General features: G+C 42.0%; 24 protein-coding genes. 4 read left to right on the forward strand and 20 right to left on the reverse strand.

Features of this window, described 5'->3' with window-relative positions; genetic code table 11:
- The first annotated feature begins 44 nt into the window (after positions 1 to 44).
- Positions 45 to 461: a DUF4259 domain-containing protein gene (locus FD716_RS07135; RefSeq protein ID WP_139851649.1), complete on the forward strand. Its 417-nt coding sequence runs from the start codon at positions 45 to 47 to the stop codon at positions 459 to 461.
- Positions 462 to 596: 135 nt separating this feature from the next.
- Here FD716_RS07135 and dnaB read toward each other — a convergent pair whose 3' ends face one another.
- The 5 genes from dnaB to rpsF all read right to left on the reverse strand — a co-directional run bounded on the left by dnaB (position 597) and on the right by rpsF (position 4,128).
- Positions 597 to 2,042 carry a replicative DNA helicase gene (gene dnaB, locus FD716_RS07140; RefSeq protein WP_139851650.1) on the reverse strand — a complete coding sequence of 482 codons (1,446 nt, stop codon included), beginning with the start codon at positions 2,040 to 2,042 and terminating at the stop codon, positions 597 to 599.
- 312 nt (positions 2,043 to 2,354) lie between these two features.
- Positions 2,355 to 2,915, reverse strand: coding sequence for a DUF4303 domain-containing protein (locus FD716_RS07145; protein WP_139851651.1), 561 nt, complete (start codon positions 2,913 to 2,915; stop codon positions 2,355 to 2,357).
- Between the two features lie 132 nt (positions 2,916 to 3,047).
- Positions 3,048 to 3,494, reverse strand: a complete 447-nt coding sequence (gene rplI / locus FD716_RS07150; RefSeq protein WP_139851652.1) for a 50S ribosomal protein L9 — start codon at positions 3,492 to 3,494, stop codon at positions 3,048 to 3,050.
- 8 nt (positions 3,495 to 3,502) lie between these two features.
- Positions 3,503 to 3,730 carry a 30S ribosomal protein S18 gene (rpsR, locus tag FD716_RS07155; protein ID WP_139851653.1) on the reverse strand — a complete coding sequence of 76 codons (228 nt, stop codon included), beginning with the start codon at positions 3,728 to 3,730 and terminating at the stop codon, positions 3,503 to 3,505.
- Between the two features lie 11 nt (positions 3,731 to 3,741).
- A complete protein-coding gene (gene rpsF, locus FD716_RS07160; protein ID WP_139851654.1) occupies positions 3,742 to 4,128 on the reverse strand; it encodes a 30S ribosomal protein S6 in 387 nt (128 codons plus the stop codon).
- A gap of 335 nt (positions 4,129 to 4,463) precedes the next feature.
- On the opposite strand from rpsF, the gene FD716_RS07165 reads away from it, so the two are divergent.
- Positions 4,464 to 4,949, forward strand: a complete 486-nt coding sequence (locus FD716_RS07165) for a hypothetical protein (protein WP_228714924.1) — start codon at positions 4,464 to 4,466, stop codon at positions 4,947 to 4,949.
- Here the strand turns inward: FD716_RS07165 and FD716_RS07170 are convergent.
- From FD716_RS07170 to ppsA, 9 genes are all read right to left on the reverse strand, one after another.
- Positions 4,946 to 5,779: a DUF3142 domain-containing protein gene (locus FD716_RS07170; RefSeq protein WP_139851655.1), complete on the reverse strand. Its 834-nt coding sequence runs from the start codon at positions 5,777 to 5,779 to the stop codon at positions 4,946 to 4,948. The two genes, FD716_RS07165 and FD716_RS07170, sit on opposite strands and share 4 nt — an antisense overlap.
- A gap of 6 nt (positions 5,780 to 5,785) precedes the next feature.
- Entirely contained in the window at positions 5,786 to 7,903 is a 2,118-nt protein-coding gene (locus FD716_RS07175; RefSeq protein WP_407641925.1) for a hypothetical protein, read from the reverse strand.
- A 210-nt stretch (positions 7,904 to 8,113) separates the two neighbouring features.
- On the reverse strand, positions 8,114 to 8,992 hold the full coding sequence (gene cyoE, locus FD716_RS07180; protein WP_139851657.1) for a heme o synthase: 879 nt from the start codon (positions 8,990 to 8,992) through the stop codon (positions 8,114 to 8,116).
- Positions 8,993 to 9,002: 10 nt separating this feature from the next.
- Positions 9,003 to 9,335 carry a cytochrome o ubiquinol oxidase subunit IV gene (gene cyoD, locus FD716_RS07185; protein ID WP_171477087.1) on the reverse strand — a complete coding sequence of 111 codons (333 nt, stop codon included), beginning with the start codon at positions 9,333 to 9,335 and terminating at the stop codon, positions 9,003 to 9,005.
- A complete protein-coding gene (cyoC, locus tag FD716_RS07190) occupies positions 9,332 to 9,949 on the reverse strand; it encodes a cytochrome o ubiquinol oxidase subunit III (RefSeq protein ID WP_139851659.1) in 618 nt (205 codons plus the stop codon). Before cyoC ends, cyoD begins: the two co-directional genes overlap by 4 nt.
- Before the next feature lie 4 nt (positions 9,950 to 9,953).
- Positions 9,954 to 11,936: a cytochrome o ubiquinol oxidase subunit I gene (gene cyoB, locus FD716_RS07195; protein ID WP_139851660.1), complete on the reverse strand. Its 1,983-nt coding sequence runs from the start codon at positions 11,934 to 11,936 to the stop codon at positions 9,954 to 9,956.
- 3 nt (positions 11,937 to 11,939) lie between these two features.
- Positions 11,940 to 13,013: a ubiquinol oxidase subunit II gene (gene cyoA, locus FD716_RS07200; RefSeq protein ID WP_139851661.1), complete on the reverse strand. Its 1,074-nt coding sequence runs from the start codon at positions 13,011 to 13,013 to the stop codon at positions 11,940 to 11,942.
- Between the two features lie 292 nt (positions 13,014 to 13,305).
- Entirely contained in the window at positions 13,306 to 14,109 is an 804-nt protein-coding gene (locus FD716_RS07205) for an RDD family protein (RefSeq protein ID WP_139851662.1), read from the reverse strand.
- Positions 14,110 to 14,192: 83 nt separating this feature from the next.
- The gene (gene ppsA, locus FD716_RS07210) at positions 14,193 to 16,574 is read right to left on the reverse strand and encodes a phosphoenolpyruvate synthase (protein ID WP_139851663.1); all 2,382 of its coding nucleotides are present in this window, start codon (positions 16,572 to 16,574) and stop codon (positions 14,193 to 14,195) included.
- A gap of 157 nt (positions 16,575 to 16,731) precedes the next feature.
- Between ppsA and ppsR the strand changes: the two genes are divergently transcribed.
- Positions 16,732 to 17,568, forward strand: a complete 837-nt coding sequence (gene ppsR, locus FD716_RS07215; protein WP_139851664.1) for a posphoenolpyruvate synthetase regulatory kinase/phosphorylase PpsR — start codon at positions 16,732 to 16,734, stop codon at positions 17,566 to 17,568.
- Between the two features lie 132 nt (positions 17,569 to 17,700).
- On the opposite strand, the gene ygaH is transcribed toward ppsR, so the two are convergent.
- Complete coding sequence (ygaH, locus tag FD716_RS07220; protein WP_139851665.1) at positions 17,701 to 18,048, reverse strand: L-valine transporter subunit YgaH; 348 nt, start codon at positions 18,046 to 18,048, stop codon at positions 17,701 to 17,703.
- The gene (locus tag FD716_RS07225; RefSeq protein WP_139851666.1) at positions 18,045 to 18,794 is read right to left on the reverse strand and encodes an AzlC family ABC transporter permease; all 750 of its coding nucleotides are present in this window, start codon (positions 18,792 to 18,794) and stop codon (positions 18,045 to 18,047) included. Before FD716_RS07225 ends, ygaH begins: the two co-directional genes overlap by 4 nt.
- 111 nt (positions 18,795 to 18,905) lie before the next feature.
- On the opposite strand from FD716_RS07225, the gene FD716_RS07230 reads away from it, so the two are divergent.
- Positions 18,906 to 19,382, forward strand: coding sequence for a hypothetical protein (locus FD716_RS07230; protein ID WP_139851667.1), 477 nt, complete (start codon positions 18,906 to 18,908; stop codon positions 19,380 to 19,382).
- 87 nt (positions 19,383 to 19,469) lie between these two features.
- Here the strand turns inward: FD716_RS07230 and FD716_RS07235 are convergent, their stop codons facing one another.
- From FD716_RS07235 to FD716_RS07250, 4 genes are all read right to left on the reverse strand, one after another.
- The gene (locus tag FD716_RS07235) at positions 19,470 to 19,823 is read right to left on the reverse strand and encodes a hypothetical protein (RefSeq protein WP_139851668.1); all 354 of its coding nucleotides are present in this window, start codon (positions 19,821 to 19,823) and stop codon (positions 19,470 to 19,472) included.
- 386 nt (positions 19,824 to 20,209) lie between these two features.
- A complete protein-coding gene (ychF, locus tag FD716_RS07240) occupies positions 20,210 to 21,301 on the reverse strand; it encodes a redox-regulated ATPase YchF (protein WP_139851669.1) in 1,092 nt (363 codons plus the stop codon).
- Positions 21,302 to 21,458: 157 nt separating this feature from the next.
- Positions 21,459 to 22,118 carry a methionine ABC transporter permease gene (locus tag FD716_RS07245; RefSeq protein WP_139851670.1) on the reverse strand — a complete coding sequence of 220 codons (660 nt, stop codon included), beginning with the start codon at positions 22,116 to 22,118 and terminating at the stop codon, positions 21,459 to 21,461.
- Complete coding sequence (locus FD716_RS07250; RefSeq protein ID WP_139851671.1) at positions 22,099 to 23,187, reverse strand: methionine ABC transporter ATP-binding protein; 1,089 nt, start codon at positions 23,185 to 23,187, stop codon at positions 22,099 to 22,101. The genes FD716_RS07245 and FD716_RS07250 overlap by 20 nt, the downstream gene beginning before the upstream one ends.
- Positions 23,188 to 23,192 lie beyond the last annotated feature (5 nt).

The following is a 23,192-nucleotide window of genomic DNA, read 5'->3' on the forward strand; positions in this document are numbered from 1 at the left end:
TATAAGCTTGATTAAATGATTCGTCAATAAATTAGGAGATAAAGATGGGCGCGTGGTCACATGAACCATTTGGAAATGACACTGCTTGCGATTGGAAATCAGAGCTGGAAGGAAGTACCGATTATGAAGTGATCGAACAGGCGTTTGATCAAATGATCGAAGATGATGATGAGTATCTCGATGCCGATTATGGGAGTGTGGTACATGCTGCTGCAGAGGTTTTGGCGAAGGTCTTAGGACAGGGCACTCAAAATGAGAGCTATCCTGAAGGAATAGATGAATGGATCGCGACATTAACCAGTAAACCTTCAGCAGCATTACTGCAAAAAGCGGTTGTGGCTTTAGACCGATTGCTGAGTGAAGAATCAGAGCTGAATGAACTCTGGGAAGAAAGCGGTGAAGATTATCCGCTGTGGAAAGAAAATATTGCAACATTAAAAGAGATTTTAATCGCTGGTTAAAGCGATTACAGCAACGGGGCATTTATTATGCCCCGTTGTTGATCTAGGTCATGCTAGGTTCTGACCTAGATTAGGTGATTGTTGTGGGTTAGTAATATGAGTTATGTGGCTAAGCTCAATTGCACAGATTAACTTCTATTCATCGTCTTGGTATTGTGCATAGAACTCAGGAGACAAGTTACTAAAACGGGTGTACTGACCTTCAAATGCCAAACGTACCGTACCAATCGGTCCATTACGTTGTTTACCAATAATAATTTCAGCAGTACCGGCTTCTTTAGATTCCTTGTTATAAACCTCATCACGGTAAATAAACATAATTAAATCGGCATCCTGCTCGATCGCGCCCGATTCACGTAAGTCAGACATCACGGGGCGTTTGTTCGGACGGTTCTCTAGCGAGCGGTTCAGCTGTGACAGTGCAATGACAGGACACATCATTTCTTTGGCCAGTGCTTTTAAACTTCGTGAAATTTCACCAATCTCACCGACACGGTTATCGCCCATGCCCGGCACTTTCATCAATTGTAAGTAATCGACCATGATACAACCCAACTTGCCGCCGTGTTGTTTGGCAATACGGCGCGCACGGGCACGTAACTCCGTTGGTGGTAGGGCCGAGGAGTCATCGATATACAGATGTTTTTCTTGAAGTTGTAAAATAGTACCGGTCACTTTAGACCATTCATCACCATCCATTTTTCCTGAACGTAAATGGCCCTGATGGACTTTACCGTAGGCTGAAATCAAGCGCATAGCAATCGAGTCTGCGGGCATCTCCATCGAGAATACCAACGCAGGCAAGTCGCAGTTAAACAGTACGCTTTCAATTAGGTTCATCGCAAGGGTGGTTTTACCCATAGAAGGACGTGCAGCCACAATAATCATGTCTCCGGCTTGCATGCCTGAGGTTTTATTGTCGAGCTCAGTAAAGCCCGTGGTTAAACCGGTAATACTGCCTTCCATTTGTGAAAGTTCATTTAACTTATCAAAAACCGTGGTCATTACCGAGGCAATCGGCTTTGGCCCTTGCGCCTTTGCGTTGTTGTTATGTTGTTCCGCAATGGAGAAAATCGTGGTTTCAGCCAAGTCCAAGATTTCACTGACTTCACGGCCTTTGGTGTCATAGGCATTTTGTAGAATTTCATTACCAACTTTAATCATATTTCTTAAAGTTGCGAATTCTTTAATTTTTTTGGCGTAGGTTTCAAGGTTATAAAAGCTAGAAGGCGAGTCCGCCATCAATTGCATTAAATATTCCTCACCACCAACGGCATCGAGCAAGTTTTGTTTAATTAACCAGTCATTCACCAATACCGCATCATAAGGTGAACTTTCTTGGGCAAGTTTTTCAATCGCGCGGAAAATATATTTATGGCGCGTTGCGTAGAAATCATTTTCATTTAATACGTCACTGACTTGCTCAAAGGATTCGGCAACCGTCATCAGGGCAGCGAGCACGGCTTGTTCAATTGACAAGTTATGCGGTGGCGTACGAAATTCCTTTAATGGCGCAGATTCAATGGCTTGAGTGCCAGAATTAAACGGGCTTGAGGGAATAGTGGCAGTAGCCTTAGACATAGCAGACCTTGAATAAATGACAAAAGAGTGAAGACAACAGCAAGCGATATGGGAACACAATACGGATTTAATCGTATGATAATAAACCGCTAAAAGCAGCCCAGTTATCGGTGACTTATCTTAATGCAAAACAGATGAAGTTCATAACTGAAAAAAGAGATGCTTGGTCAATTGTTGTAGAACAGCGGAGAAATTAGACGCCTTATTGGGGCTGCGCTCCGCGGTGGAATAATCATTGTTCGAATAAAGAGATGTTGCGACCTAGACTGGTTGATGGGGGCAAATTTGTTGATCTCAATTGTAATCGCTCAATCATTCGCTCCAAGTCTGCATCCATGCCAGATATTCGGTTTGATAAGGATTGTCGTTGAGTTGAATGATCATCTTCTTGAGTTTTTCCTGATCAAACTCATATTCACTGACGCTAAACATTAGAAAAACATCTTGTTGGACCAGATTGTAAAAGAAGTTTTCTTGTTTAAGTTTTAGCAGCACCTTGAAGCAACAGTCAAACAGGGTTTCTCTAAAGAGATTAAAAGCTTCGCTTTCGATATATTCACCATCCTCATCATATTGCAGGCATTGCTCTGATGCAGCATAGACTTCGGCAGAAATTTGATTGAAGGCAGCGTCGGCACCCTGCATTTCATATTTCCATTCTGCTGGTTCAAATTGATAATAGATTCGGTCTTCGGCAGCATCATACGCTTTTAATGCCGTTTGAGTATTGGTCGATGGGCAGACCGTCATCGCGCCTTCATCGCTATATAAAGCAAAGGCATAAATACCTTCTGCGCCGTGTTGTAAGTGCATTTCTAAGAATGCTTGTTTGGTGGCTTGTTCGATTTTTTGTTGAAGTAATTCAAAATTCATAGCGTATTTCATTGTGTGGTTTGCACTTTAATGATTTTACACGATATGGGGAGGGGGAGTGTGCGTTGTTAGGCTAAATTTAGGCATAAAAAAAGAGCATGCGGTAAGGCATGCTCTTTTTCTTGCTTGAAATTACTCAGATACGATAGTAACGAGAACTTCAGCAACAACATCATGATGCAATTGGATTGCGATGTTGAATTCGCCAGTGTGACGAAGTGCGCCGTTCGGTAAACGAACTTCAGCACGGTCAACAACTAGGCCAGCATTGGTTAATGCATCAGCGATATCACGTGTACCGATTGAACCGAAGAGTTTACCTTCATCACCAGCTTTCGCAGTGATTACGATGTTTACTTCGTTCAATTGATCAGCACGCGCTTGAGCAGCTGCTAAAATATCAGCTTCTTGCTTCTCAAGTTCAGCACGGCGAGCTTCAAAAGCTGCTGTGTTTGATTCAGTTGCTGCAACTGCTTTACCTTGTGGGATAAGGAAGTTACGGCCGAAACCGGCTTTAACTGAAACTTTATCACCAAGTTTACCAAGGTTTTTAATGCGTTGTAATAGAATAACGTCCACAGATCACCTCACTTATGATTGTCAGTGTAAGCGATCAAAGACAAATAACGCGCTTGTTTAATAGCTAACGCTAATTGACGTTGATAACGCGCTTTAGTACCAGTAATACGGCTAGGAACAATCTTGCCGTTTTCAGTAACGTACTGTTTTAAAGTGTCGATATCTTTGTAGTCGATATATGTTACGTTCTCAGCTGTAAAGCGGCAGAACTTGCGACGACGGTAAAAACGTGCCATTGATGTTCTCCTTATGCTTCAACAGAGTCTTGAACTTGTTGTGCTTCTTCACGTTGAGCTTTACGCGCACGCTTTTCTTCAGCACTCTTAGCAAGCAATGACTCTTCAGTAATTGCGTGCTCACGACGAATGACAAGGCTACGAATAATTGCATCGTTATAACGGAACAATTCTTCTAGCTCATCAAGCGTAGTTTGATTACATTCAATATTCATTAGAATGTAATGCGCTTTATGAATTTTATTGATCGGGTAAGCCAATTGGCGACGGCCCCAATCTTCTAAACGGTGAATTTGACCTTCAGCGTCTTTGATGTGAGAGATATAGCGTTCAACCATACCAACCACTTGATCGCTTTGATCTGGGTGTACTAAAAGTACGACTTCGTAATGACGCATTGTCAGCTCCTTACGGATTATACAGCCCTTAAGCAAATGCTTAAAAGCAAGGAGTCACAATTGATTAAATCAATTGAGCCGCAAAAATTGCGAAGCGTCATTATAGGTAAAATACTGTTGGATTACAAACAAAGATTGGCTTTCTTTTTAGCCAATGGCCTGAATATTGGTTTGGCTTGCAGTTTAAAGCCCAATTGATCAATTAAAATGACGGATCAGTCTTTAAATGGACCTCAGTCGTTGCGAGATCAATTGGGATATGTATTAATGCAACTTTAAAATGAGCTGTCACGTTTAAACGTCAATACAGCTGCCAAAAGGATAAAATGCCCGCCATGAAAAACACCAGTCGTGAACATTTAGAATTGATTGAGAACTATCTTGAATCGGGTTATGAAGAGGTTTTTGTCGATTTAATTTCTGGCCGCACCGATATGGTGATGGTGGTCGATTGGCGTGAATACGATGAAGAAATCGTGCAGTACTGCGAGGATATTTTAAATACCAAGCTGTTAACCGCTGAAACAGTCGATAGTGATAATGCCCAAGGTTTTGAACTGACCATTATTTATAAAGATCAGCGTGTATTGGTCCCTTATCAAGGCGATGGTGCGGATCGTGATACCACTATTATTCATCTCAATCAAATTTTAAAAGCCGATTATGAGATTCGCCTATGTAATGCATCACTGGGCTCAGATACCTTACAGTTTTTACCACTTGCAAATTCGACTTGGGAAAAACTAGAACGTCGTTGGGGGCGTCCTGCGCTTGAAAACTGTTTTACTCCAATTGAAATGGACAGTTGTTTCTTTGGTTAATCCGTAGCGCGATTGGGTTTTGCATCTCGTAATAAAAACACCACGTAGCCCTTAAAGTTAGAATCTTGCTCAAACTGCATCTCGTTTGACCAAATACCATGCTGTACCACCCCAATTTTAAAGGGCAGATTTAAAGCGGAAACCCGTTTTAAATAATCTGCATAATTGGGAATGGTGGTGGTGCCTTGGTAACTTTGTAAAATTAACTCATCAATATTCTGTCTGAATATATTTAAACTGTCTGCGTCATTGAAATTGGTCCAGTCCAGTAATCCAGTAATGCTTAATTTATACTGCTTGGGCAACTTTTGCCGCAATTGCTGCAGGAACAGTGCATATTGCTTTAGATTTTGGGTTTTACTATCAAAATCAATTTGTAGACCTAGAATCTGATTACCTTGATTTTCCCATTGCTGCATCCGACTGAATATCGCTGCCAAATTTTGTTCATTCCAATCTAAATGCCGTGCACGAAATACCAACCAGACTTTTTGATGGGGAATTCGTAGCACTGCAACCCCTTGTGGCGTGAGCACCGATTGCTGTTCATTTTTAGCCGTATGAATCTCACCTTGCAGAATATAGAGCTCTTTGGCTTGACTCAAATAGGGCGCAGATCGAATATTTCCCCAAATCCAAAAAGCATCATAATCATTGGCATTGACGATGATTTTTTGGCGCGTCACAGCTGCAGGCAGCTTTGGTACTGTTGTGTCTTGGGTTGAGCTGTTTTGTGCGTTGGCCGAACCATTCGGCTGACAAGCGCTTAAAACCAACAGTGCACACAGGCCGAGACTGCGTACACCACTCGCTAGATAATCAAGGTACATGCTGGCTTACCAGTAATATTTCAAAGACTTGGTCCAGTCCATATGGGGATAATCACGTTTTAGCTGATCAAACCATTGTTTACGGGTCGACTTGGGTACTTCTTGGTCTTGGCAGTCATTGAGTGCGGATGGGGCATAGCATCGAACTGAGCGATACAGCGCATAAGCGTGTAAATCACTTTTGCCAGATTGCTTAATCACGTTTTTATAGGCTTGTCCACGGGTATAAATGGGGCCTGAAAAACTCGGTGTTTCTTGTTCTTGCTGGGTGGTGCGTAGCAAGTCATAGGCCTGATCACTGCGCATATACTCACCCAAACAGATTTGTAGTAACGGATCTTGGGCTGATTTTTCGAGCTGACCAGTTAATGTTTGTAGGTTTGGGCAACGTAGTTGATCCGTGATGGTACTGCCATTCCAAATAAAATTGGCAAAAGGCGGTTGTTGTTTCAGGGCAGTCGTTGGACTGTCATAAGACTTATATTGTGCCGCATCTTTGGGGAGGTATTTTAAACTTTGATTAAACAAACTGTAGTTTTGATGAATTAAGGCTTTGCTGAGTAAGGTATAGCTTGCGGCACGTTGTTGATCTGCAGTGCTTTGTGATGATTCAAGGATTTTTTGCAGCGAATTTTCGTTGGCAAATTGAGTAATAAATTCACGTTGTAAATTGGCTTGGCTGATTTTTGCGGAGCGACCGATATATGCCGCATAATCTTGGCGTTGATTTAAATGTTTAAACAGGGCAGTTTCAAATAAACCACGTTGATTGTCATTTTTAGCCTGAGCCAACAGTGCAGTCCAATAGTGCTCGGCTTGTTGCGGCGCTGTCTTTTCTAATATTTGCCCTTTTAAAAAGGCTTGGCTTAGCCCTAAGCTTTGATTTAAATCTGGGCTTTGTTTGGGTAAATATGCTAATGCAGCCGCCGCTTTGTTTTGCACCAGCATTAAATGTGTGGCCTGTAAATATTTAAATAATTCAGGTTGCGCTTTAAACCATTTTTGCTGTGCCATTAAATTGGCCCAAGTAAGATCTGTGGCATTGTGATCATTAAGACCATAACGATCTTGGCGCATCTGCATCAGATCCCAAGTCGCCAACAGGAGCGGATCTTTAAGCAAACTGGCATCAAATTTTTCACTTTGGAAAATACGGCGGTCAATTTCAGCCGGCAATTGCTGCATATCTAAATTATAAAGTTTCGATTTCGGGTTCTGCATTTGCCAGACAATTTCATTAATCAGTAAATCTTGGCGGCCAGATAACCAAGCTGCACGACGCATAAAACCACGCGCACTTGCAGCATATTCACCATTGGGATACAGCTTTAAATAGTCATTGATGTATTCAGCACTTCGGTTAATCGCATTTTGATCCATGTCATTGAGATTAACATCGCCATATTCACCAGTACCTGTTGCATAAGCATCGTTTAAACCACTGCGAATCAACATGTAGCGTGCGGTTTCTTTGATCCATGGATCTTGTGCAGCGCTTAATGCTGAATATATCTCTGTTGCTGTGGAAAAGTTAGCATTATAAAAAGCAATACTGCCATTTAAATAAGACGCATATTGTTGAGTGGTTTGCGTCCAAGTGGGATCGACCGTGATAAAGCTTAGTTTTTGGTTACATTGATTGAGTTGATCGCGCGCTGTCTGCAAAATTTGTTTTTCAGCAGCAGGGATTTTAGCATTTGCTTTTACTTGCTCATTAAAGCGTTGCTGACCAGAGGTGATACTGCTGCAGCGTTCATCAAAGTCAGTATTTATCGTTTGTGGTTTACGTTGATTGGGAATTTTGTTGGTTGCACGTGGCAAAAAACGATCGACTTCAAAAGGAACTGTTCCATATTCAGCATCCCACAATGCTTCATTCGCGCTAACACTCCCTAAACGGGCAAGCCCCAGCTCATTCAGCAGCAGCAGGGCATTTACTTTATTGTCATTGGATGGCACTAAAACGGGAAGATTACTGCATTGATTATAGCTGCTAATATTCAGCGCTAAACTTGAATAACAAGCATCTCCACCCCCTGCAACGGCATGCGTTGTGCATACAAGCATCAATGGCAAGAATGAGTAAGCAAGCGTTTTTGCAAGATAAGTCTGTTTCATTGTAATGACCGCAATGAGGAGTGTTTTAGTAACTTATCATCATAGCAATAGAAAAACTTCAAAGAAATAAAAAAGATAGCTTTGAATTGAGTTTTCTATTCAATACCACTCAATCATGCAATAACTTGATCTGCTGCGCGTAAACAGATAATCGATAAGCGAGGGAAGGGCTAAAACTGAAATAAAAAAAAGATAGACTTAATGTCTATCTTTCTTTTAAAAAATTGGGAAATGTGGTGCGGGAGAATGATAGCTAAAGCCAAAACTAATACTGAGTACTGTAATTAAAATTACAGAATAAAGAAAATAGCCTCTTGCCCAACGCTGATCATCTTTGGCTTGAAATCCGATAATAGATAAATAAATCCAATAACCTGAAAGTAGGTTAAAAATCATCAGAAACAAAATATTGGTATAGCCGAAGCAATACAACCCATTTAAAACTGCCGTAAATAAAATCACATAGATCAATGACTCAACCTTGGTACGTTGCACGCTTCGTGCGACGGGTAAAATCGGGATATTTGCGCTTTTATAATCATCAAAGCGGTAAATCGCGATTGCCCAAGAATGCGGCATTTGCCAAAGTGCATAAGCGAGGAATACCAATAACGCGGCAACATCGAACTCATTACTGACAGCGGTATAACCAATTACAGGTGGACTTGCACCTGAAATACTGCCAACGATGGTTTGATGAATCGAGGTGCGTTTGGTCCAAAGACTATAAAACAGCACATATACGATAAAACCGAGTACAGCAAAACCAAAAGCATAAGCATTGACAAAAAACCATAACATCGAAAAACCAAGCAAACCTAGAACCGCTGCATACACCAATGCGGCACTTTGCGAAATGGTTTTTTGAACCAATGCACGGTTTTGGGTGCGTTGCATTTTAGGGTCAATGTCTTGATCGATGACATTATTGACGACACATCCTGAAGCAACAACCAGCGTTGTTGAAACAAGTGTGATAAGGAGTAAGAGGAAATCCACTGAGCCTTGAGCGGCTAGAAAAAAGCCGCCCAAGGTGGTAACAAAGTTACCAAATAGAATTCCTGGCTTCGTCAGGAATAAATACTTTTTTAACATGATGATCAGTTTAGATCATCATGTTGGAGTGTAAGTAGTTCATGATCCATACCGAACCAACCAAAAGTACAGCAATGGTGAGGATGGTATAGATGAAAGCAATCACGTTCCAACGTTGTTCGGCTGAAGAGTTCATATGGAGGAATAACACCAATTGAACCAATACCTGAGCAACTGCGGTAATTGCGATAGACGCAACAATCGCACCACGGCTAAACGAGTCTGCATTCATCACCATATAAAATGGAATGATTGTCAGCAATACAGAAATGATAAAACCAATTGTGTATTGTTTTACGTTACCGTGAGAAGCACCTGATGCATTGTGATCGTGACTCATTATAGAACTCCCATCAAGTAAACGACGCTGAATACACAGATCCAAACGATGTCTAGGAAGTGCCAGAACAAGCTTAAGCATGCAAGGCGACGTGTATTTGCAGTCGTTAAACCATACTTCTTGATTTGGATCATCAGTACGATCATCCACACTAAACCTGAAGTCACGTGGATACCATGGGTACCGACTAAGGTAAAGAATGCAGATAAGAACGCACTTGTCGTTGGACCGTGACCAGAATGAACTAAATGAGAGAACTCATATAGTTCCATACCGATAAACGCAGCACCAAAGACCCAAGTGATGGCAAGCCATAACAACACCTGGCCTACATTTTTCTTGTAGGATGCCAAGACAGCAAAACCAAAAGTTACAGAGGAGATTAAGAGGGCAAATGTTTCAGTTAAAACAAAGCCCAATGAATCACCAAACAAATCTTTTGCACTTGGAGTTCCAGCTGGAATATGGCTGCTTAAAACAGCGAACGCGATGAAGAGTGTCCCGAATAAAATCAAGTCACTCATCAAGTAAGTCCAAAAACCAAAGACGGTGATGTCAGTATCATCGTGATGATGCTCATCGTGTCCATGGTTGTCGTGATGAAGTACTTCAGCCATTTCCTTAGTCCTTCTTCAAGTGTTGTTCAAGTAAAGCATAACGCTCATTTTCGATACGTTCTACTTCAGCTGCAGGCACATAGTAGTCAACTTTTTTCGTGAAAGAGCTGACAATGAAGCTAACGATTGTAGCAACGAAGCTAACTACCACTAACCACCAAATATGCCACACCAATGCAAAGCTCATAAGTGTAATCAGCATTGCAATAACAAAACCAGCAGCACGATTGGTTGGCATGTGAACGTCTTCGTATTTCGTCGGACGTACATACGCAACACCATTTTCTTTGTCTGTCCAGAAACGGTCGATACCGCTGCATTCAGGCACGTGTGCGAAGTTGTAGAAAGGTGCAGGAGATGAAGTTGACCACTCAAGGGTACGTGCATCCCATGGATCGCCTGTGTAGTCCATATTGTCTTTGCGTTGTAAGAAACCAACGATGACTTGCATAAGGAAACATGCGATACCAATTGCGATGAGAACAGAACCGAATAGCGCAAGTGCTAAGTACGGATCCCACTCAGGGTTGTCATATGTATTCAAACGACGTGTCATACCCATGAAACCAAGGATATATAACGGCATGAATGCAAAATAGAAACCAATGAACCAGAACCAGAAAGCGGCTTTACCCCAAGCTTCATTTAGTTTCCAACCAAACATTTTTGGCCAGTAGTAAATGATCCCTGCGAACATACCGAACACTACACCACCGATAATTACGTTATGGAAATGCGCAATTAAGAATAATGAGTTGTGAACCAAGAAGTCAGCAGGTGGAACTGCCATAAGTACACCAGTCAAACCACCGATACCGAAGGTAACGAGGAAGCCGAGTGTCCATAGCATTGGTGTTGTATAGGTGATGCGACCTTTATACATGGTAAATAACCATGAGAAGATTTTCACGCCCGTTGGGATCGCGATAATCATGGTCATAATACCAAAGAATGCGTTGACGTTTGCGCCAGCACCCATGGTAAAGAAGTGATGCACCCAAACTACGAAAGACAGAACAGTAATTGCAACTGTCGCATAAACCATTGATTTGTAACCAAACAATGTTTTGCGGCAGAAGGTTGCTGTCACTTCCGAGTAAATACCAAAAGCAGGTAAGATCAAGATGTATACTTCAGGGTGACCCCAGGTCCAAATCAAGTTCACATAAAGCATTGGACTACCGCCAAGCTCATTGGTGAAGAAGTGGAAACCGAAGTAACGGTCCAAAGTAAGCATAGCGATGGTTGCTGTTAACACAGGGAATGCAGCAATGATCAATACAACAGTACAAAGTGTTGTCCAAGTAAAGATCGGCATGTCCATGAGTTTCATACCAGGCGCACGCATTTTGATAATGGTTACAAAGAAGTTAACACCTGTTAACAACGTACCAAGACCAGAAGCCTGTAATGCCCAAATATAATAGTCAACACCAACACCTGGAGAATATTGAATGCCAGACAGTGGAGGATAAGCCATCCAACCTGTTGCAGCGAATTCGCCCAGTGCTAAAGAAACCATAACCAATGCTGCTGCACCCGCGAACAACCAGAAACTCAAAGAGTTTAGGAGCGGGAAGGCAACGTCACGTGCACCGATCTGTAGTGGTACGATGATGTTCATCAAAGCAACAACCAGACCCATGGCCACGAAGAAGATCATGATCACACCATGCGCAGTAAAAATCTGGTCATAGTGTTCAGGGTGTAAATATCCTTCGCCACCACCGCTCGCAAGGAACAGTTGTAAACGCATCATAATTGCATCGGCAAAGCCACGTAGCAACATAACGATGGATACGAAGAGGTACATAATACCAATTTTTTTATGGTCGACTGAGGTGAACCATTCATTCCATAGGTAACCCCATTTCTTGAAATAGGTAATACCTGCAAATGCAGCGATTCCGCCAAGGACCATAAAGAGGATCGTAATTTGTACGATTGGGTCGTAAGGTAATACATCCCAGCCTAATTTTCCGAACATGTCTTATTCCCCTACAGAAGCAGTCGACTGATTAACATTGACTTGAGTTTCTGCATTATCGTGAGGACCTGCTGCTTGCGCAGTATGATCAGCACCATGATAATTACTCATGTATTGGTTAATAACAGATTCGAACAATTTAGGTTCAACTGAAGAATAATACGTCACTGGATGTGGCTTCGTTGGATAGACACCATCAGCTTCGATTTTTGCTGCTTCAGCTTTCTCTTCTGGCGTTACGGCACGAGCAACAATCGCTTCGATCTGATGTATACCACGATGACCATCACGTAAGGTTGCAAATTCTGCTTGATCTAAAAGACCTTTTTGAACTGCATCTGCATTCACAGTTGCACCATTACCCGCTTTGATAGCAGCAACCCAATCTTTATATTCTGTATCAGTCACGCTGTACGCTTTGAAACGCATTTGTGAGAAACCATATCCACTGTAGTTTGAAGAAAAACCACGGAATACGCCAACATCGTCGGCTAAGAAATTAAGGTGAGTCTGCATACCCGCCATCGCATAAATTTGACCAGCTAACTGTGGGATGAAGAATGAGTTCATCGTAAAGTTAGAGGTTATGCGTAAACTAACAGGCGTCTTCTCTGGGAAGCGCATTTCGTTAATTGTGGCAATATTCTCGTCTGGATAAATAAATACCCATTTATAAGCTTCAGCAACGACTTGAATATTTACAGGTGCTTTACCATCAGCTTTCACTGGACGATACGGATCATACTGGTGAGAACCCCACCATGTTAATCCAGCTAGAATAGCAATAATAATGACCGGTACACCCCATACAACGATTTCAATCTTTGTTGAGTGTGCCCATGTCGGTTCATAGACTGCTTCTTTATTCGACGCGCGAAATTTCCAACCAAACCACAATGCCATAAGAACAGATGGTATAACCACCAAAAGCATTAGATAAATCGCAGTCATCATCAGGTTACTTTGACCTGCTGCGACTGGACCTTTTGAGTTTAGAAGTACTAAGTCACCACCACATCCTGTTAAGAGTGCGGCAAGCGTTGATAAAGACAATACAGCTAAAATTGTTTGTCTCATTTTACAACCTCGGTGAAGAGTCCCATTCCCTAAAAAAACTGGGCTAGCGATTCAAGTGTCAAATAATGAATACCTATTTTTTTAATAAATACCTTGATATATTGACACCGCTACGTTGTACGGCATTATGCCTTATATAGATAAACTTAGCTATACGTAAAGTGGCTTTAAATATAGGTTGAAGATACTAAGTTGGAATGAAATAGGAAAAAGCTGGTTATAATAATATTATTATTAAATCAAAGTGTTGGCGTTAAAAAAGGATGATAAATCATCCTTTTTTTATTTTAAGTTAGAGCTTTACAACTTTGGTTTTAGCCAACTTGTCATGTAAGGTTTGACGTTGTGGGTTAAATGCAAACACAATATCGATGACTGCAATGAAGGGCATTAGATTAAGTACCATCAGTGAGATATTTAAAATAATAAACACCAAACTACGTAATATGAAGACCTGATTTAAACTTGCCTTACCATTGGTTTCTGCATCGACGATTTTAAGCCCGAGCATTTTTTTACCAATACTTTGTCCTGTTTTGAACAAAAGAAAGGCTTGGACAGCCAACATCAGTACGATATAGACCGACATTCCAATAAATGCTTCTTGGGTAAACAATAAATGCACGAGTTCTGTTTGGAGCTGTAGCGCTTGGGCTGTGTCCGTAACCGTGAGGTATTTGCCTTGAATTTCGAGAAGTTGTAAGCGTGAATCAACACCCAAAAGTAAATAAGGAATAAATGCAGCGGGTAGCCATAGCAGTAAATCAAGTACTTTGGCGAAAAAGCGGGTGCCCAGACTGGCAAGAGGGAGTGCGCCAGCATTTTGTTTGATTTCACTACTGCGATGTGCCGTATTAGGCGTTGCTTGTGCTGTTTGGGTATTCGGTTGGAAAGGGGGCGTTGCAGCAGGTGTTGCACCTGTTGGTTCATACACAAGTTTCCCTTGGGTCAATTCACCTAAAGCTTTCCATTCATTCATGCCTTGATGCCATGCTAAATCGGTAAGGAGTACCTGCTGAGAGGCCAACATTTGATTGATTTGCTCTAGGCTATATGGGCCAGCTTGTTGATTATTGCGCGCCAAGTAAATTTGCATAAAACTTTTATCTCAAAAAATATATTTCTAAAAGACGATGGTTAAAAAAAAAGACCCACGAATGGGTCCTCTTTTAACATGTTTTATTTGTCTTGTTTAGTCTTTTCTTCAGCGAGGAAGAACCAAGTGTCTAGAACAGAGTCTGGATTTAAGGAAACTGAGTCAATTCCTTGCTCCATTAACCAAAGCGCTAGGTCAGGATGATCTGACGGGCCTTGACCACAAATACCAACATATTTGCCAGCTTTACGACATGCATGAATCGCCATTGAAAGCAGTGCTTTAACCGCTGGATCACGCTCATCAAATAGATGAGAAACAATACCAGAGTCACGGTCTAAACCAAGGGTCAATTGCGTTAAGTCATTTGAACCAATAGAGAAACCATCAAAATGTTCAAGGAATTGCTCAGCCAATAATGCATTGGTTGGTAATTCACACATCATGATGACTTTTAGGCCATTCTCACCACGTTTTAGACCATTGAGTGCAAGCAATTCAATGACGCGTTTTGCTTCAGCAACAGTACGCACAAATGGGATCATGATTTGAATATTGGTTAAGCCCATTTCGTCACGGGCTTTTTTCAATGCACGGCATTCAAGTTCAAAACAATCACGGAAATTGTCAGAAACATAACGGCTCGCACCACGGAAGCCCAACATTGGGTTTTCTTCTTCTGGCTCGTATAACTTACCGCCAATCAGGTTTGCATATTCATTTGATTTAAAATCTGACATACGAACGATGACAGGTTTGTCTGCAAATGCAGCTGCAAGTGTTGAAATACCTTCAACCAGTTTTTCAACATAGAACTCGATTGGAGAAGCATAACCCGCAGTACGTGCAAGGACAGCAGCACGTGTTTCGCGTGGTAGGCTATCGATGTTGAGTAAGGCTTTAGGATGCACACCAATCATACGGTTGATGATGAATTCTAAACGTGCAAGGCCGATCCCTTCGTTTGGCATTTGCGCAAAATCGAAAGCACGGTCAGGGTTACCGACGTTCATCATAATTTTGAAAGCAAGTTTCGGCATAGACTCAATTGAGTTACGCTGAATTTCAAAATCTAATGCGCCTTCATAAATGAAGCCCGTATCGCCTTCAGCACAAGACACAGTCACTTCTTGACCATCAGTCAAGACTTCAGTGGCATTACCACAACCAACGATTGCAGGGACACCAAGTTCACGTGCAATAATTGCAGCGTGACAGGTACGACCACCACGGTTAGTGACAATCGCTGCAGCACGTTTCATGACCGGTTCCCAGTCTGGATCCGTCATGTCTGAAACGAGTACATCACCTGGTTGTACTTTGTCCATTTCTTTGATTGAAGTGACAATACGTACACGACCAGAACCAATGCGTTGACCAATTGAACGGCCTTCACACAATACATTGCCTTTTTGTTTGAGCAAGTAGCGTTCCATGGTGCCTACGTTTTCACGGCTTTTCACTGTTTCAGGACGTGCCTGTACAATATAAAGTTGGCCGTCATCACCGTCTTTCGCCCATTCGATGTCCATTGGCGCATCATAATGTTTTTCAATAATGAGTGCTTGACGCGCCAATTCTTGAAGCTCGAAATCATTGAGTGCAAATTGTTGACGCTCAGGTTTTTCAACATCAACCACGACAACAGATTTTGCGGTAGAGCCTTCTTCGCCATAAACCATTTTTTGGTGCTTAGAGCCCAAGTTGCGACGAATCACGGCATGCTTACCAGCATTTAACAGTGGTTTTGAAATATAGAATTCATCAGGGTTTACCGCCCCTTGAACCACCATTTCACCCAAACCATAAGACGCAGTAATAAAGACGACATCACGGAAACCAGATTCGGTATCAAGTGTAAACATGACACCAGCAGAACCCGTCTCTGAACGTACCATGCGTTGAATACCCGCAGATAACGCAACGATGTCGTGTGCAAAGTTTTGATGGACGCGGTAAGAAATTGCACGGTCATTATATAAAGACGCAAAGACTTCTTTAATTGCAATCAGGACATTGTCGATGCCGCGAATATTTAAGAAGGTTTCTTGTTGACCGGCAAAAGATGCTTCTGGTAAATCTTCTGCAGTTGCTGAAGAGCGAACTGCAACAGCAATATCTGGATTGCCATTAGACAGTGCTGTAAATGCATCGCGAACTTCTTTTTCAAGTCCTGGCGTCAGTGGAGTGTCAACAATCCATTGGCGAATTTTGGCGCCTGAGGCAGCCAAGGCATTGACATCATCAACGTTGAGTTGATCTAACTCAGCTTTAATTTTGGCATTTAAACCACTTTGTTCAAGGAATTCGCGGTAAGCCTCAGCAGTTGTTGCAAAGCCACCTGGGACAGATACACCAGCATTTGCTAAATGACTGATCATTTCTCCAAGGGAAGAGTTTTTACCACCCACGATCTCAACGTCGTGTTTCCCTAGTTTTTCCAGACCGATTACGCGTGCTTCCAAAGGTTGTTACTCCACTTTTGCAGTATTAATCAATATCTTGGCATGTAAATATAACCAAAAAACTTAGCATTTCACGTTAACTAAGCGACAGGTCATGTAAGATGGGTTTACTATAAAGATTATAGAGCGCTAAGACAAATGTTTGAGGATAAATTTAATGACAGAAAGTAAACAAATAAAGCGAAGTGTCTTTTTTATTTCCGATGGCACTGCAATTACTGCAGAAACCTTAGGTCATTCATTGCTCGCGCAGTTTCCAAATGTAGATTTTGATATTCACATTATTCCTTATATCAGTACCGAAGAAGCGGCAATGGAAGTGGTGGCCGATATTAACCGCTGTGCCGATAAAGACGGGCAAATGCCGTTGGTATTTGATACCTTGGTTGACCCTTATGTACGCGATATTATTAACACCGCGCATGCAGTTAATTTAGACGTATTTGAGGGGTTAATTAGTAAGCTCTCTGATGTGTTGGGCACCATCCCTACAACTTTAGTCGGGCAGACCCATGCTGTAACCGATTCTGAGTATTATAAAGCCCGTATTGATGCAGTACATTTTGCTTTGGACAATGATGATGGTGCACGTACCCGTCATTATGACAAAGCAGATTTGATTTTAATTGGGGTCTCTCGTTCAGGTAAAACACCAACATCGATTTATTTATCTTTGCAGTTCGGTATTCGAGTGGCGAACTACCCTTTAACTGAAGAAGATTTAGACGACAACCGTTTACCCGCTGTATTAAAAGCGCATAAAAATAAATTATTCGGTTTAATGATCGATGCAGAACGTTTGGTTGCCATTCGTTCAGAACGTAAAGCCAATAGCCGTTATGCCAGCTTTAGCCAATGTCAGATGGAATTACGTGCAGTCGAGGGTATTTTTATTTCGGAAGGAATTAAATATTTAAATGTCTCTGAAATGTCGATTGAAGAAATTTCAACCCGCGTACTACAAATGGCGGGATTAAAACGTCGTATTGGTTAATGACTGCCTGAGATTATTAAATATAAAAGATGCAGACTTAAAATAACGCCATGTGGAGCAGTGCGCTACATGGCGTTATTTTATACGAGAAGTTATTGTTAAATGGCGGAGCAGGTGTTTATGGCTGCGTCATTAAAATGTCACTGGCACATAGGTATACACCAAGCCATAAGACAATGCTGCGATTAAAGTCGCAGCAACGATATTCTTAAACTTATAATACAGTGCGATGAGGACGATAAATCCAACCGACATGGCAATTACTTTATTGGGCATCTCAATTAAAGGCGGTAAGGTGGCGACCACCAGCATTGAGGTAATTGCAGCAATACCAATAGAGCCGAGCGCAATACCAAGCCAGACCGGACTGTTTCGCGATTCAGATTTATTGCGTTTTTCAATCAGATATAATGGGCCAAAACGTGAAGCAAAATTGGCGATACCCACAATAATTCCAATTAATATAATTTCTAAACTCATGCGACTTCTCTATTTTTATGTTTTGCTTTTAACACATAATACTCAAATAAACCCGCGGCAATACCCGATAAAATACCCAAGAAAATTGCAGCTGATAAATTAATCCAATAGCAGGCAAGGGCAGCACTGATAAAGGTGACCACCACCACCAGCGTGTGTTTTTTCTCAAAGGCTGCTAATAAAAAGCTGAGAAAGAGTGCGGGCAGTAAAAAGTCTAATGCAGCTTGCATAAATAATGGTAGATGCGTGATTTGATTGGCAAACAATCCACCCAAGAGTGAGCCTAAACTCCATGACAGCCAACTAAATAGGCTGAGGCCAAGCATCCAAGATTCAGTCCATTGTTGGCGACGTTGAGAAAGTTGAATCATGCCACTGGCAAAAACTTCGTCGGTCATTCCCCATGACCAAAGCGCAGTTTTCTTTAGATTGAGCCGATCTTGAATCAAGTTATACAGTGCCGGACCATATAAAACATGTCGGATATCTAAGGCAATGACCGTGAGTGCAGCCATCCAAATCGAACTTCCACTGGCCAGCAGGGCAACCACCAAGAATTGACTGGCACCAGCATACATGGTGCAAGAGAGAAACAGTGCTTCCCAAGGACTAAAGCCGAATTGAGTTGCAGAGACACCAAACGCAAAGGACACAGGCAAGTAGGTGAAAATAATAACCTGACTGTCTTTGGCACCTTGCAGAAATTGAGAAAATGAAGCGCTTAAAGCGCTATTGTGCTGAGACACCGTGCACCTGTTTTAAATATGAATGTATTTTAGCGGAGGGGATTAAATAGGTTGAGAATTATAACCGAATTTAATAGCATAGTGCTGATTAGTTTAAAGATGCGATATATCATGCCGGCGAATAACGTTCGTGCTTGGGGGCTAGGAGCTGTGATTTTAACAGCAGGGTTATTGCAAGCCTGTAACCAGCCTGATGAACAGACAGCTGCAAAAGTCGAAATTAAAGCAGCACCAAAGTTAGATAATGATGCGACGATTTATGCGCAGAAAGCTTGGGTGTTGATCAATGAAACGGACGTTTACGTTTCTCGTAAGCAGTTGAATCTCATTGAAGATAAAGTGCGTAAACCGGTGCGTAAACTCAGCACGGAGTGGCGGATCAATGTCAAAATGACAGACTCAGTCACCGAAGGTAAATATGCGCTCTGCCGTAAAGCGCTGACCAGTTTAGACAGCTGGGCCAGAGCAACCCTCGAAAAAGATAAATTGATGAGTCAAAAGCAACAAGACTATGAGCGTGATAAAGCACAATGTAAAGATGCCATTGCTCAACCCGCTTTAGGCAATACTTCACCAAAGTCAGGTTAAAGCAATTTGTATTATTGATCATCTCGAAAATTAAACTCTGAAACCACCATGCACCCACAGTGCCTGGTGGTTTTGTTTTAAGCTGCATTATGATTTGGCTTTGGGTAAAGCATTTGGCGTTGGGGCTTTGGGCGGTGCAACGTTTGTGGTTACTGCTACTTTAGGTTGAGCGGTCGCTGCAGTGGGCTGAGGTGTTTTTGTGGTTTTTTGCGCAGTTACCGCAGTCACCTGAGATGCTTTCGTGGTTTTTTGCGCGGTTGTAACAGCAGTCGCCTGAGATGCTTTCGTGGCTTTTTGCGCGGTTGTAACCGCAACACATTTACCGCCTTTATGATTTGGACCAGTACCGCCAGTTAAGGTGGTGCCTTTTGGGCAAGCAAAAGCGCTCACACTGAGTAACGTCAATGCTGTTGCAGCGATGTATGTTGTGATTTTCTTCATGTTATTCATCTTTATTTTAGTATGGCAAAAGTGCCATCGCTCCAATTTATGCTGAAAATATAATTTTTAAAAATTAAATAAAGTTTTTTAAAGCAAATCTTTATATGAAAAAATGTTGGGTGTTATTTGAGCGATTTCGATTGTTTAGACCACTAAAAATAAAAGATATCCTGTCGGGTGGCAGCGATAGTTTTGAGGTCTGTTTTTATACTGATTTTGTTTTAGCGAGTGGCTTACTACGCCGTGTTGGAACACGCACACTTATGTGATTACTTTTTGTTCTTGTCGCTTTAATCTATTTTTTATATGAATAATATGGCTTCAAAATCAAACAAAGTCTTGGCGAAGCAAGACTTTGTTGTACAGCTTAAAGGACGAGCAAAGACTTAGACGTTAAAGCGGAAATGTAGAACATCGCCATCTTGTACGATATAAGTTTTGCCTTCTAAACGCCATTTACCTGCTTCTTTTGCACCCGCTTCACCGTTGTATTGAATAAAGTCATCGTATGCCACACATTCAGCACGAATAAAGCCTTTTTCAAAGTCAGTGTGAATTACACCCGCTGCTTGTGGTGCGGTTGCGCCAACTTTAACGGTCCAAGCACGAACTTCTTGAACACCAGCAGTAAAGTAAGTTTGTAGTCCAAGCAAGTTATAACCTGCACGAATTACGATGTTTAGGCCTGGTTCTTCCATGCCCATTGCTTCTAAAAACTCAGCACGCTCATCATCTTCAAGCAAAGAGATTTCTGATTCGACCTGGTTGCATAAAGGCACAACAATCGCGTTTTCTTCAGCAGCCAGTTTTTGCACTGCTTCTAAATGTGGATTATTTTCAAAACCATCTTCAGCAACGTTGGCGATGTACATGATTGGTTTAAGCGTCAATAAACCGAAGCTACGGATCGCTTTACGCTCATCGTCAGACAAATCTGCAGCACGTGCAGGCTTACCTTCATTGAGTAATGGTAAGATTTTTTCAAGCACTGCTTTGGTTGTAAGCGCATCTTTATCACCGCTTTTTGCACTTTTGCTTAAACGAAGAACCGCTTTGCTTACGGTATCCATATCAGAGAGCGCAAGTTCAGTGTTGATGGTTGCAATATCATCGAGTGGGTCAATTTTGTTGTTGACGTGAATAACGTTGTCATCTTCAAAACAACGAACCACATGTGCAATGGCATCGGTTTCACGAATGTTGGCCAAAAATTGGTTACCTAAGCCTTCGCCTTTGGAAGCACCTGCAACTAAGCCTGCAATATCAACGAATTCCATTGATGTTGGAATAGTACGTTGTGGCTTTACAATCGCTGCCAGTTTGTCCATACGCGCATCTGGCACAGGAACAACGCCAGTATTGGGCTCAATCGTACAAAACGGGAAGTTCTCAGCAGCAATCGCTGCTTTAGTTAAGGCATTGAAAAGGGTAGATTTACCGACATTGGGCAAGCCCACAATTCCACAATTAAAACCCATGTAAAACTCACAAAGTATTCAATAAAAAATTGTTCACGATTTTACATGAAAGCCGGGTCGAGAGGGAATATTTGTGTATCAATATATCTGTGTTCAGCTGAAATAGAGCAAGCTGACCTGTCAGATGAGCAGTTCAGCTTGGCTTTTTAGCACAGTTTTAGTGTTTGCGTTTATCCAAATGCAGTGCAACTTGATCGCCAAGAGCTTGTACTAGCATCACTAAAATAACCAGAACCACGATTACAGCCAACATGACTTGCATATCAAAGCGTTGATAACCATAGCGATAGGCGATATCGCCCAAACCGCCTGCACCAATGGCACCCGCAATTGCAGAGGAGTTAATCATGGTGACGATGGTAACGGTAAATCCGGCCACAATGCCCGGTAAAGCCTCAGGTAACAGCACATGCCAAATAATTTGTTGGCGATTACAGCCAATGGCTTGAGCTGCCTCGATTAAACCTTGATCGACTTCACGGAGGCTGAGCTCTGCAATACGTGCAAAAAATGGGGTGGCTGCAATACTGAGCGGCACCACTGCCGCCCATACACCATAACTGGTGCCGACGATTAAGCGTGTGAGGGGGATGAGCGCCACCATTAAAATCAGAAAAGGAATAGAACGACTGATATTGACAATGGAACCAAGTGTTTGATTGAGACGCTTGGCGGGGCGAATTCCATTCTTAGCGCTACAGACCAAAAGGACCGCCATGGGCAAGCCAAAAATCAAAGCAACAGCAGCGGAAACACCGACCATCAAGAGGGTGTCTATACTGCCTGTGATCAGTAAATTAATGAGTTGGTCGTGCATAGCCAAGCACCTCAAGCTGAATAGAATTGGCATCAAGTCGTTGTCGCAGAGTATTAAAATCAAGTGCTAGATTGGCGACAGCCAGTAACAAGCAACCCACCACATGATTTTGAATCTGATCGACTTGGCTTTGATATAAATGCACAGGGGCATCAAAGGCTTGCAAAATGGCACTGAGATCAGGGCAATGTGCTGCGCTCACCGCATATTTTAATTTTAAAATACTGTGGGTTAATGGCTGATTGAGGGCAGTTACTTGGGTCTTATCGGCATAGATGTGGAAATCTAACGTTGCGCTATCGAGATTCAGCAATTCTTGAGTAATGCGTTGCTGTGGTTGAGAAAATACTGACCAGACTTGACCTGATTCAACGATTTCTCCTTGATCAATCACCACCACCTGATCACAAATCTCACGAATCACCTGCATTTCATGGGTAATTAATACGATGGTGATGCCAAATTGCTGATTAATTTTTTTGAGTAGTGCCAAAATACTGGCGGTACTTTCAGGATCAAGTGCAGATGTGGCTTCATCACACAGTAAAAGTTCAGGTTGATTGACCAGTGCTCGTGCAATGCCAACACGTTGTTTTTGCCCACCAGACAGTTGCGCTGGATAGTGCTGAGCTTTATCACTTAAGCCCACCAGTGCTAACATTTGCTCCACTTGGGTGTTGATGCTTGAGCGATCAGTTCCTGCAATTTTTAAAGGCAGGGCAATATTTTCCCAAACAGTTTTGGCAGACAGTAAATTAAAATGCTGAAAGATCATTCCAATTTTTTGTCTGAGTCGATTGAGTTGTTGTTGGTTTAAAACCTCGATCTGCTGTTGCTCAATGTGAATACTGCCAGTGTCAATCGGCTCAAGACCATTGAGGGTACGCAACAATGATGATTTTCCTGCACCACTTTTTCCAATGATGCCTAAAATACGGCCTTGTGGAATATCGAGATTGATTTCTTTCAGGGCATGAATGCGTTGATTATTGATTTCATAGTATTTATTCAGTTGTCGAATTTGAATATGCGCTGTTGAAAACAGTGATTGAGTACCAAAGCTAACCATATTTA

Origin of the sequence: Acinetobacter pullicarnis (assembly GCF_006352475.1) — a bacterium.
GTDB lineage: Bacteria > Pseudomonadota > Gammaproteobacteria > Pseudomonadales > Moraxellaceae > Acinetobacter > Acinetobacter pullicarnis.